An 11,861-nucleotide genomic window follows, 5' to 3' on the forward strand; every position below is an offset into this window, starting at 1 on the left:
GCAAGCCGCGTCGGCGGTGCACGCGGTGGGTCAGGGCGAACGCGGTGTTCCCGGACGCGGCTCGCGCCGCTGCTACAGGGACCGTGCAAGCCGCGTCGGCGGTGTACGCGGTGGGTCAGGACTGGGCGCGGGCGCTGTGGAGTTTCTTGTAGCTGTCGATCAGGCGCAGATGACGATCCAGGCCTTCGAGCTTCATGCTCGTGGGCGTCAAGCCATGGAAGCGCACGCTGCCGTCTACCGAGCCCAGCGCTGCATCCATCCGCGCATCGCCGAACATGCGGCGGAAATTGACCTCGTAATCGGCCATGTCCAGGTCGCTGTCCAGTTCCACCTCGAGCACCACGTTCAAGGCCTGGAAGAACAACCCGCGTTCCAACGTATTGGCGTTGTACTGCAGGAACATCTCGACCAGCTCCTTGGCGTCGTCGAAGCGTTCCAACACCAGTTGGATCAGCACCTTCAACTCCAGAATGGTCAACTGCCCCCACACCGTGTTCTCGTCGAACTCGATGCCGATCAAGGTGCGGATATCGGTGTAGTCGTCCAGCTCCGACTCCTCCAGGCGTTGCAACAGATCGCCCAGTGCATCGTCATCCAGACGATGCAGATTGAGAATGTCTTCGCGGAAAAACAGCGCCTTGTTGGTGTTGTCCCAGATCAAGTCTTCGATCGGATAGATCTCCGAGTACCCCGGCACCAGAATCCGGCACGCCTTGGCGCCCAGGTGCTCGTAGACCGCCATGTACACCTGCTTGCCCATCCCGTCGAGAATGGCGAACAGCGTCGCCGCTTCCTCGGTATTGGCGTTGTCGCCCTGAGCGGTGAAGTCCCAATCGGCAAAGGCGAAGTCGGCCTTGGCACTGAAGAAACGCCACGACACCACGCCGCTGGAATCGATGAAGTGCTCAACGAAGTTGTTCGGCTCCATCAGGGCATGGCTTTCGAAGGTCGGTTGCGGCAAGTCGTTGAGCCCTTCGAAACTGCGGCCCTGCAGCAGCTCGGTAAGGCTGCGCTCCAGCGCCACTTCCAGGCTTGGATGGGCGCCGAACGACGCGAACACGCCGCCGGTGCGCGGGTTCATCAAGGTTACGCACATCACCGGGAAGCGCCCGCCCAGGGAGGCGTCCTTGACCAGCACCGGAAAGCCCTGCTCTTCCAGCCCCTGGATGCCCGCCACGATGCCGGGATAGCGCGCCAGCACCTCGGCCGGAACGTCGGGCAGCGCCAGTTCGCCTTCGAGAATCTCGCGCTTGACCGCCCGTTCGAAAATCTCCGACAGGCACTGCACCTGGGCTTCGGCCAGGGTATTGCCGGCACTCATGCCGTTACTCAGGTACAGGTTCTCGATCAGGTTGGACGGGAAATACACCGTCTCGCCATCCGACTGACGCACGAAGGGCAGCGAGCAGATGCCGCGCTCGATGTTGCCCGAGTTGGTGTCGTACAGATGGGAGCCACGCAGCTCGCCATCGGGGTTGTAGATGGCCAGGCAGTGGGCATCAAGGATCTCGCTGGGCAAGGCATCCTTGCGGCCCGGCTGGAACCAGCGCTCGTCGGGGTAATGGACGAAGTCGGCCTGGGCGATGTCCTCGCCCCAGAACTGGTCGTTGTAGAAGAAATTGCAGTTCAGGCGCTCGATGAACTCACCCAGTGCCGAGGCCAGCGCGCTTTCCTTGGTCGCCCCCTTGCCGTTGGTGAAGCACATCGGCGAGTAGGCATCGCGGATGTGCAGCGACCAGACATTGGGCACGATGTTGCGCCACGAGGCGATCTCGATCTTCATGCCCAGTCCGGCGAGGATGCCGGACATGTTGGCGATGGTCTGCTCCAGCGGCAGGTCCTTGCCCAGCACATAGGTGCTGGCGCCCGCCTGCTGGGTCGGCATCAACAGGGCCTGGGCATCGGCGTCGAGGTTGTCGACTTCTTCGATGATGAAGTCCGGCCCGGTCTGCACCACCTTCTTCACCGTGCAGCGGTCGATGGAGCGCAGGATGCCCTGGCGGTCCTTGGCCGACATGTCTGCGGGCAGCTCGACCTGGATCTTGAAGATCTGGTTGTAGCGGTTTTCCGGGTCGACGATGTTGTTCTGCGACAGGCGAATGTTGTCGGTGGGGATGTTGCGCGTGTTGCAGTACAGCTTGACGAAGTACGCCGCGCACAGTGCCGACGAGGCCAAGAAATAGTCGAAAGGCCCCGGCGCCGAGCCGTCGCCCTTGTAGCGAATGGGTTGGTCGGCCACCACCGTGAAATCGTCGAACTTGGCTTCAAGTCGAAGGTTGTCGAGAAAATTGACCTTGATTTCCATGGGGGAGCACCTGATGCAAGCAAAAACGAATGGCGCGCATTATCCGGTTTTTTCACCCGTGCGTCTTGGACGATCACCGACGGCGGTAATCGGGCAGGCGAACGGACCGCTGTGGCGATACTAAATCGCCGCCACCAGTGAATTTTTTGGTGTCAATTTGTATCTCATGGGGACAAGCCGCTTTGACACAAAGAGAAACATCGATGAAATCTCGTAGAAAAAAAGTCAACCCAATCGGGTTGAACGACATCACCATCGTCGACGACGTCAAGATGCGCAAGGCGATCACCGCCGCCGCGCTTGGCAACGCCATGGAATGGTTCGACTTCGGCGTCTACGGCTTCGTGGCCTACGCCCTGGGCAAGGTGTTCTTCCCAGGTGCCGATCCCAGCGTGCAGATGATCGCGGCCCTGGCTACCTTCTCCGTGCCTTTCCTGATTCGCCCCCTGGGTGGCCTGTTCTTCGGCGCACTGGGCGACAAATATGGCCGACAGAAAGTCCTCGCCGCCACCATCGTGATCATGTCGCTGAGCACCTTCGCGATCGGCTTGATTCCGTCCTACGACTCCATTGGAATCTGGGCACCGATCCTCTTGCTGCTGGCGAAGATGGCCCAGGGCTTCTCGGTGGGCGGTGAATACACCGGCGCTTCGATCTTCGTCGCCGAGTACGCCCCGGACCGCAAGCGCGGCTTCCTCGGCAGCTGGCTGGACTTCGGTTCGATTGCCGGTTTCGTGCTTGGCGCCGGCGTGGTGGTCGGGATTTCTGCCGTGATCGGCGAAGAGAAGTTCCTCGACTGGGGCTGGCGCGTGCCGTTCTTCCTGGCCTTGCCGCTGGGCATGATCGGCCTGTACCTGCGCCATGCGCTGGAAGAAACCCCAGCATTCCAGCAACACGTCGAAAAACTCGAACAAGGTGACCGCGAAGGCCTGGCCGGTGGCCCCAAGGTCTCGTTCAAAGAGGTGGCGACCAAACACTGGCGCAGCCTGCTGACCTGCATCGGCATCGTGGCGGTGACCAACGTCACCTACTACATGCTACTCACCTACATGCCCAGCTACCTGTCGCACAACCTGCACTACAGCGAAAGCCATGGTGTGCTGATCATCATCGCAATCATGGTCGGCATGTTGTTCGCGCAGCCGGCGATCGGCTATGCCAGCGACAAGTTCGGCCGCAAGCCCTTCATTCTGTTCGGCAGTATCGGCCTGTTCTTCCTGGCCATTCCGGCCTTCATGCTGATCAACAGCGGCAAGATCGGCCTGATCTTCGCCGGCCTGCTGATGCTGGCCGTGGTGCTGAACTTCTTCATCGGCGTGATGGCCTCGACGCTGCCGGCGATGTTCCCCACGCACATCCGCTACAGCGCCCTGGCCAGTGCCTTCAACGTCTCGGTACTGATCGCCGGCCTGACGCCGACAGCGGTCGCCTGGCTGGTGGAAAGCACCGACGACCTGTACATGCCTGCGTACTACCTGATGGTGTTCGCCGTGATCGGTTTCGTCACTGCCATCACCATGAAAGAGACCGCCAACCGGCCTCTGCGTGGTGCGGCACCGGCGGCGTCCGACATCGAAGAAGCCCGTGAGCTGCTGGTCGAGCACCACGACAACATCGAGCAGAAAATCGAAGACATCGACACGCAGATCGCCGAGCTGGAAGCCAAGCGCAAGTCTCTGGTGGAACAGCATCCGCGCATCAACTAAGCCTCGACCTAGCCTGGCTGCGAACCGCGCCCGCGGTTTTCAGCCTTTGGCCAGGCGCTCGCGCAGGTAGTCGACCACGGCGGCCTGGTCGCCGGCGAATTCGATCCGCGACGCCTTGCTTTCACGCTGATAGGCGTACATCGGATCGTAGTACTCGTGCAGCAACCCCTCGATCCACCCGCGATGCAGATCGACCTGACCACTGCGCTGCTGTTCGTCCAGCGCGGCCTGCATCAGGCCCTGCAGACGCTGATGTCGCTCGCCGCCCAGGCGCTTGTAGATCCGATCCAGGCTTTGCAACAGACGCTCGGCAAACAGCTCATGGCCCTCTTCGCCGTGCAGGCTGACGAACTCCGCGCACAGGTCCACCACGTAGTCACGCAGAATGCGCTCGACACGGTTATCGAAGCTGTCTTCCAGCCACACCAAGGGATAACCCTGCATGCCCTGATGCAGGGACAACGGCACGTTGCAGCTGCCGACCAAACGGCTTTCGTCTTCGAGCACGAACTGCTCGATGCCGGCGGCGCGCTTTTTCAGCACGTCGATGGCCAGGCGGTTCTCGAAATCGATCTGCGCCGGCTGCCCGGTCGCGCGCTTGCCGAAGCTGGAGCCGCGGTGGTTGGCATGCCCTTCCAGGTCCAGGGCATTGCTCAACTGCGCCAGTACGTCGGTCTTGCCGGTGCCGGTCATGCCGCCCAGCACCACGAACCGGCATTGCTCCACCGCCTGTTCGAGGGTGTCGAGCAGGAAGCTGCGCATGGCCTTGTAGCCGCCCAGCACTCGCGGGTAGTCGATCCCGGCTTCTTGCAGCCAGCGTTGCACGGTCTGCGAACGCAGGCCGCCGCGGAAGCAATACAGGTAGCCGTGCGGATTGGCCTTGGCGAATGCCGCCCAGGCCGCGATCCGGCGCTCCTTGATGTCGCCCGACACCAGGCGGTGGCCCAGAGCGATGGCGGCCTCCTGGCCGTGCTGCTTGTAGCAGGTACCGACCTTCTGCCGTTCCAGGTCGTCCATCAGCGGCAGGTTGTGCACACCGGGGAAGGCGCCCTTGTCGAACTCCACCGGCGCGCGGGCATCCATCATCGGCACATCGCCCAGGAACAACGCGCGGTAGTCGCTGCTGTTGTCACGCATCAGATCACCTCGACCGCATGGGGCAGACGTTCGACCAAACTACCGATGGGTGCCAGTTGCAGGCCCAGTTCCGCGGCCAGGGCGACGAACTCGGCCTCGCCGGCGGCGCTGACCGCGACCAGCAAGCCGCCGCTGGTCTGCGGGTCGCAGAGCAGGTCCCGCTGCTCATCGGTCAGGGCAGCGATGCGTTCGCCGTAGCTTTCGAAATTGCGTTGGGTGCCGCCGGGCACGCAGCCCTCGCGCAGGTAGTGATCGATGCCGGGCAGGCGCGGCACGGCGGCGTAGTCCAGGCGTGCGGTCAGTTGCGCGCCATCGGCCATCTCGACCAGGTGCCCGAGCAGGCCGAAACCGGTGACGTCGGTCATGGCACTGACCCCGGCCAGTTTGCCAAAGCGACTGCCGGGCTTGTTCAGGGTGCACATCCAGTCGCGGGCCACGCCGACGTCTTCGTCGCGCAGCCTGGATTTCTTCTCGGCGGTGGTGAGGATACCGATGCCCAGCGGCTTGGTCAGGTACAGGCGGTCGCCGACCTGGGCGGTGTCGTTGCGCTTCATGTGGCGCTTGTCGACCAGGCCGGTCACCGCAAGGCCGAAGATGGGCTCGGGGGCGTCGATCGAATGCCCGCCGGCCAACGGAATGCCGGCGGCGTCGCACACCGCACGGCCGCCGCGGATCACTTCGCGAGCCACTTCCGGGGGCAGCAGGTTGACCGGCCAGCCGAGAATGGCGATGGCCATCAACGGATCGCCGCCCATGGCGTAGATGTCGCTGATCGCGTTGGTGGCCGCGATGCGCCCGAAATCGAACGGGTCATCGACGATGGGCATGAAGAAATCGGTGGTGGACACCACTCCTCGTTCCTCGTCGATCGCGTACACCGCAGCATCGTCGCGCGAGGCATTGCCGACCCACAGTCTGGGGTCCAGGTTCTGCGCGCCGCTGCCGGCCAGGATCACTTCCAGGACCTTGGGCGAGATCTTGCAGCCGCAACCGGCACCATGGCTGTATTGGGTCAAACGGATGGGCGAATTCATGGCAGCCTTCTCGAGGTCCGGGAAACAGGCTGCGAAGTCTATCAAAGCTGGCCTTTCCTGCAGTGACTCTTATAATCGCGCCTTTTCTATCCTCGCGTACCGGGCCTCGCCCGCGCGCCTTGCGCCACCTTTCGGAGACCCACCATGTTCAAGCGCTCCCTGTCACTGGTTGCCGGCCTTGCCCTGTGCGCCAGCGCGGTCACCAGCTTCGCCGCCGACGTTCTGCGGGTGTCCGCCATCCCCGACGAGGCGCCCACCGAACTGCTGCGCAAGTTCAAGCCGCTGGGTGCGTACCTCGAGCAGCAGACCGGCATGAAGGTCGAGTTCGTGCCGGTGGCCGACTACCCGGCGGTGGTCGAGGCGCTGGCCACCGATCGTCTGGATATGGCCTGGCTGGGCGGCTTCACCTTCGTCCAGGTCAACCAGAAAACCGGCAACGCCATTCCCCTGGTGCAGCGTGAGCAGGATGCCCAGTTCACCAGCAAATTCATCACCAGCGACCCGAACGTCAAATCGCTGGCCGACTTCAAGGGCAAGAGCTTCGCCTTCGGCTCGATCTCGTCGACGTCCGGCAGCCTGATGCCGCGCTATTTCATGCTGCAGGACAACATCAAGCCGGAAACCTATTTCAGCCGCGTCGCCTACTCCGGTGCCCATGACGCCACCGCAGCGTGGGTGCAGGCGGGCAAGGTCGACGCCGGCGTGCTCAATGCCAGCGTCTGGCAGAAGCTGGTCGACAGCGGCAAGGTCGACACCAACAAGGTCAAGGTGTTTGCCACCACGCCGACCTACTTCGACTACAACTGGACCGTGCGCGGCACCCTCGACCCGGCGCTGGCGGAAAAGCTCAAGCAGGCGTTCCTCGCCCTCGATCCGGCCAAGCCTGCAGACAAGGCGATCCTCGACCTGCAGGCAGCCAGCCGCTTCATTCCCACCAAGCCTGAGAACTACAAGGGCATCGAGGACGCCGCCCGCGCTGCCGATCTGTTGAAATGACCCTGCGCCTGACGGCCGTCGACCTGCGCCACCGCAACGGGGTACAGGCCCTGCGCGACGTGCATCTGAATATCGCCGCCGGGGAGCGCGTGGCGATCATCGGTCCGTCGGGCGCCGGCAAATCCAGCTTGCTGAATGTGCTGGCGACCGCCCTGCAGCCCAGCGCTGGCGAGCTGGCGGTGCTGGGCGTGCAGCCCTGGCAGTTGAGCAATCGCGCGCGACAGCGCCTGCGCGCGCGCATCGGTCTGATCCATCAGGCCCCGCCGCTGCCGCCCCGGCAACGGGTGGTCACGGCAGTGCTGGCTGGCAAGCTGGGACAATGGGGTCTGGGCAAGAGCCTGCTCAACCTCCTGCATCCAGTAGACATTGCCGGCGCCCGTGCGCTGCTGGCGCGGCTGGACCTGGACGGCAAGCTGTTCGCCCAATGCCAGCAGCTGTCGGGCGGGCAATTGCAGCGCGTTGGCATCGCTCGCGCCCTGTACCAACAGCCAGCGCTGTTGCTGGCCGACGAGCCGGTCTCGGCGATGGACCCCAGGCTGGCCCGGCATACCCTGGACCTGCTCTGCCAGCACGCCAGCGAACAGCGCGTCACCTTGGTGGCCAGCCTGCACACGGTGGAGCTGGCATTGGCCTGCTTCCCACGAATCATCGGCGTGCGCGACGGCCGGATCGCCTTCGACCTGAGCGCTGCCGAAGTCACCCCACAGCGCCTGGATGACCTGTATGCCAACGCGCAGCTGAGCCCTGCCCCCACGTCAGCGGACACCGCGACGCCCTGGCTGCCGCGATGCTGAGTCGGCACCACTGCGATCCGGCCGCTCTGCCGCGGCTGCTGCTGGCCGCCCTGGCCGTGCTGTTGCTGTGGCCCGGCATCCGTCTGGCCGAGCTGAACCCAGGCGTGCTGTTCGATCCAGCCGTCAGTCGATCCACTGGTGCCTTCCTGGCCGGTTTCTGGCCGCCGGCCCATGACCAGGACTTTCTGGCGCTGCTGTGGGACGCGACCTTGCAGACCTTGGCCATCGCCACCGCGGGCATGTTTCTGGCGCTGGTGCTTGCAGTGCCCGCCAGCCTGCTGGCGAGTCGCGCCTTGTCGCTGTCGGCGGCCAGCATCGGCGCTCGCCCTGGCTGGCCGGGCACCTGCGTGCGCTGGCCGGTGCGTGGCGTGCTGATCTTTCTGCGCAGCGTGCCGGAGATCGTCTGGGCCCTGCTCTTCGTCCGCGCCGTGGGCCTGGGCCCGACCGCCGGTGTGCTGGCGATTGCCATCACCTACGCGGGGATGCTCGGCAAGGTGTATGCCGAGATCTACGAGTCGATCGATCAACGTCCGGCACAGGCCCTGATGCGTGCGGGCGCCGGGCGCCTGGCCGCGTTCGCCTATGGCACGCTTCCGGCCGCTGCCGCCGAACTGATGTCGTACACCGTATATCGCTGGGAGTGCGCAGTGCGCGCCTCGGTGGTGATGGGCTTCGTTGGCGCCGGTGGCCTGGGCCAACAGATCGACCTGTCGATGCGCATGTTCGCTTCCGCCGAAGTGGCCAGCATCCTGCTGACGTTCATCGTGCTGGTGCTGTTCGCCGACCTGCTCAGCCGGGTGCTGCGAGGGCGTTTCACATGAGGCGCCTGGGCAATGCGGCTCTGGTAGTGGCCATCATCCTGGCGGTGGTCGCCTCCTTCGCCTATCTGGGCCTGAACCCATTCAACCTGGGCGATGCCGACAGCCTGGGTCACATGGCCCGTTACGCGGCGCGCTTCCTGTCTCCGGATTTCACCGCCGGACACCTGTGGGCCGTGGGCCATGCCTCACTGGAAACGCTGGCGATGTCGGCGCTGGGCACGTTGCTGGCCGCGATGGCCGCCTTGCTGCTGGCCATTCCCGCCGCCGGCCGATTGGGCTGGCCGATGCAGGGTTTTGCCAAGCTGCTGCTCAATGCCTTGCGTGCAGTACCCGAACTGGTCTGGGCGGTGCTGATGGTGCTGGCCGCCGGGCTCGGACCCAACGCTGGTACCTTGGCGCTGGCCTTGCACACGGCCGGTGTGCTCGGCCGGCTGTTTGCCGAAGCGCTGGAAAACACCCCGCCCGAACCTGCCAACGCGATCCGTCTGCAAGGCGGCAACGCCTGGCTGGCGTTCTGCTACGGGACCCTGCCCAACCTCTGGCCACAGCTGCTGGCCTATACCCTGTACCGCTGGGAAAACAACATTCGCATGGCCAGCATCCTTGGTTTCGTCGGTGCCGGCGGGCTGGGACAGATGCTCTATGTCAGCCTCAGTCTGTTCCAGGAAGCGCGCGCCAGCACGCTCATTCTGGCCATGCTGCTGCTCGTGCTGGGGGTGGATGCCCTGAGTGGCTGGATGCGCCAGCGCTGGATTCGTCACTAGCTAGGGTCTAGCAGCCGCCCGCCTGTCGGCAGCGGTCGAGCTAACACGCGGCTTTTGACATTAGTCGCGTTGACAAGATCGTCAAGAGCTGTCGATAATCCGAGCCAAGTCATACGACAACAGATGACAAAAACAATAACGACAAAAGGACTCGCTCATGACAGGCATTCACACCGTCCAGAATCCCTTCAATCGCCTTCTCCTGACCGGCGCCGCCGGCGGTCTGGGGAAGGTGCTTCGAGAAAGTCTGAAACCCTTCGCCCGCACCCTGCGGCTCTCCGATATCGTCCCCCTTCCCGCCTCCACCGACACCCGTTCCGATACCTCCGAAGAATTCCAGTTGTGCGATCTCGCCGACAAGCAGGCCGTGCACGAACTGGTACAAGGCGTGGACGCCATCGTGCATTTCGGCGGCGTATCGGTGGAGCATGCGTTCGAAGACATCCTCGGCCCCAATATCTGCGGGGTCTTTCACATCTACGAAGCGGCGCGGCGACATGGCGTCAAGCGCGTGGTGTTCGCCAGCTCCAATCATGTGATCGGTTTCTACAAGCAGGACGAGACCATCGATGCCCATTCGCCGCGGCGTCCGGACAGCTACTACGGGCTGTCCAAGTCCTACGGCGAGGACCTGGCCACCTTCTACTTCGATCGCTACGGCATCGAAACCGTCAGCATCCGCATCGGCTCCTCGTTCCCCGAGCCGGCCAACCGCCGAATGATGAGCACCTGGCTGAGTTTCGACGACCTGACCCGCCTCATCGAACTGAGCCTGTTCACCCCGGACGTGGGCCACACCGTGGTCTACGGCGCTTCGGCCAACCGCGATGTGTGGTGGGACAACCGCTATGCCGCGCACCTGGGCTTCGCCCCCAAGGACAGCTCAGAAGTCTTCCGCGACAAGATCGACGCGCAACCGATGCCCGCCGCCGACGATCCGGCCATGGTCTATCAGGGTGGCGCCTTCGTCGCTGCCGGACCGTTTGGCGACAACTGAATCCTTTGCGACACCAAAACAACAACAACGCTGGAGTTATCCATGGATTTCAAACGCACGTTACTCGTAGCAGCACTCCCGCTCGCCTTCTGCCTGTCCGGGTTGGCGCAGGCCGCGATCAACATCAAGTTCGCCGAAGTGCACCCGGCCGGTTATCCGCCGGTGGTGGCCGAGCAGGAGATGGGCAAGAAACTCGTAGAACAGAGCAATGGCGAGATCACCTTCAAGATGTTCGCCGGTGGTGTGCTGGGTTCCGAGAAAGAAGTGGTCGAGCAGGTTCAGAGCAACGCTATACAGATGACCCGGGTCAGCCTGGGCATCGTCGGCCCGGTGGTGCCCGACGTGAACGTGTTCAACCTGCCGTTCATCTTCCGTGACCAGGCGCACATGCGCAGCATCATCGACGGTGAAATCGGCCAGGAGATCCTCGACAAGATCACCAATTCCGAATTCAACCTGGTGGCATTGGGCTGGATGGATGGCGGCACCCGCAACCTCTACAGCAAGAAGCCGGTACGTCAGATCAGTGACCTCAAAGGCATGAAGATCCGCGTGCAGGGTAACCCGGTCTTCATCGAAACCATCAATGCGATGGGCGGAAATGGCATCGCAATGGCCACCGGCGAGATTTTCAGCGCCCTGCAGACCGGCGTGATCGACGGCGCGGAGAACAACCCGCCGACCATGCTCGAACACAACCACTACCAGAACGCCAAGTTCTACACGCTGACCGAGCACCTGATCCTCCCCGAGCCCATCGTGATGGCGAAAGGCACCTGGACCAAGCTAAACCCGGAACAACAGGCGCTGGTGAAGAAGCTCGCCCGCGAGGCGCAGATGGAAGAGCGCGTGCTGTGGGACAAGAAATCCAGCGAGGCGGAAGCCAAGCTCAAGGCCGGTGGCGTGGAGTTCATCACCTTGACGCCAGAGCAGAAGAAAGCCTTCTACGACGCCACTCAACCAGTACGGGACAAGTACGGCGCGCCGTACAAAGAGCTGATCACCCGCATCGAAGCCGTCAAGTAAGCCTGTCCGTCAACACCAAGGGGGAGCCGGCAGTCGCCCGCTCCCACGCCGCTGGGTGAGCCTCATGAAAAACACTGTGCTGCTTTTGAACGACTTGCTGTACCGGGTCTGCATCGGGATCGCCGGCTTGTCGGTCCTGACCATGACCCTGATCATTCCATGGGGCATCTTCACCCGCTACGCGCTGGGCAGCGGTTCCAGCTGGCCGGAGCCGGTGGCGATCCTGCTGATGGTGGTGTTCACCTTCTTCGGCGCGGCGGCCAGCTACCGCGCCGGCGCGC

The 11,861-nt window shown here is 63.4% G+C and carries 11 protein-coding genes; 8 read left to right on the forward strand and 3 right to left on the reverse strand.

Going from position 1 to position 11,861, the window contains the following annotated elements; translation table 11 throughout:
* Positions 1 to 115 precede the first annotated feature (115 nt).
* Complete coding sequence (locus tag B2V21_RS19720; RefSeq protein WP_286917778.1) at positions 116 to 2,305, reverse strand: OsmC domain/YcaO domain-containing protein; 2,190 nt, start codon at positions 2,303 to 2,305, stop codon at positions 116 to 118.
* Positions 2,306 to 2,508: 203 nt separating this feature from the next.
* On the opposite strand from B2V21_RS19720, the gene proP reads away from it, so the two are divergent.
* Positions 2,509 to 4,011: a glycine betaine/L-proline transporter ProP gene (gene proP / locus B2V21_RS19725; protein ID WP_122741775.1), complete on the forward strand. Its 1,503-nt coding sequence runs from the start codon at positions 2,509 to 2,511 to the stop codon at positions 4,009 to 4,011.
* Positions 4,012 to 4,050: 39 nt separating this feature from the next.
* Here the strand turns inward: proP and mnmH are convergent, their stop codons facing one another.
* Positions 4,051 to 5,148, reverse strand: coding sequence for a tRNA 2-selenouridine(34) synthase MnmH (gene mnmH / locus B2V21_RS19730; RefSeq protein WP_286917779.1), 1,098 nt, complete (start codon positions 5,146 to 5,148; stop codon positions 4,051 to 4,053).
* The gene (selD, locus tag B2V21_RS19735) at positions 5,148 to 6,182 is read right to left on the reverse strand and encodes a selenide, water dikinase SelD (RefSeq protein ID WP_286917780.1); all 1,035 of its coding nucleotides are present in this window, start codon (positions 6,180 to 6,182) and stop codon (positions 5,148 to 5,150) included. The genes mnmH and selD overlap by 1 nt, the downstream gene beginning before the upstream one ends.
* Positions 6,183 to 6,326: 144 nt before the next feature.
* On the opposite strand from selD, the gene B2V21_RS19740 reads away from it, so the two are divergent.
* The 7 genes from B2V21_RS19740 to B2V21_RS19770 form a co-directional block, all read left to right on the forward strand.
* Complete coding sequence (locus B2V21_RS19740; protein WP_286917781.1) at positions 6,327 to 7,178, forward strand: putative selenate ABC transporter substrate-binding protein; 852 nt, start codon at positions 6,327 to 6,329, stop codon at positions 7,176 to 7,178.
* On the forward strand, positions 7,175 to 7,972 hold the full coding sequence (locus B2V21_RS19745) for a phosphonate ABC transporter ATP-binding protein (RefSeq protein ID WP_286917782.1): 798 nt from the start codon (positions 7,175 to 7,177) through the stop codon (positions 7,970 to 7,972). Before B2V21_RS19740 ends, B2V21_RS19745 begins: the two co-directional genes overlap by 4 nt.
* Positions 7,966 to 8,793: a PhnE/PtxC family ABC transporter permease gene (locus tag B2V21_RS19750; protein ID WP_286917783.1), complete on the forward strand. Its 828-nt coding sequence runs from the start codon at positions 7,966 to 7,968 to the stop codon at positions 8,791 to 8,793. Before B2V21_RS19745 ends, B2V21_RS19750 begins: the two co-directional genes overlap by 7 nt.
* Complete coding sequence (phnE, locus tag B2V21_RS19755) at positions 8,790 to 9,557, forward strand: phosphonate ABC transporter, permease protein PhnE (protein ID WP_056843165.1); 768 nt, start codon at positions 8,790 to 8,792, stop codon at positions 9,555 to 9,557. Before B2V21_RS19750 ends, phnE begins: the two co-directional genes overlap by 4 nt.
* Positions 9,558 to 9,714: 157 nt before the next feature.
* Entirely contained in the window at positions 9,715 to 10,554 is an 840-nt protein-coding gene (locus B2V21_RS19760) for an NAD-dependent epimerase/dehydratase family protein (protein WP_286917784.1), read from the forward strand.
* A gap of 42 nt (positions 10,555 to 10,596) precedes the next feature.
* Positions 10,597 to 11,580, forward strand: coding sequence for a TRAP transporter substrate-binding protein (locus B2V21_RS19765; protein WP_286917785.1), 984 nt, complete (start codon positions 10,597 to 10,599; stop codon positions 11,578 to 11,580).
* A 64-nt stretch (positions 11,581 to 11,644) separates the two neighbouring features.
* Positions 11,645 to 11,861 (forward strand): TRAP transporter small permease (locus B2V21_RS19770; RefSeq protein ID WP_286917786.1); only part of this gene is annotated, 217 nt, incomplete at its 3' end.

Source organism: Pseudomonas sp. UBA6276, assembly GCF_002438365.1.
In the GTDB taxonomy this organism is placed as follows: domain Bacteria; phylum Pseudomonadota; class Gammaproteobacteria; order Pseudomonadales; family Pseudomonadaceae; genus Aquipseudomonas; species Aquipseudomonas coleopterorum.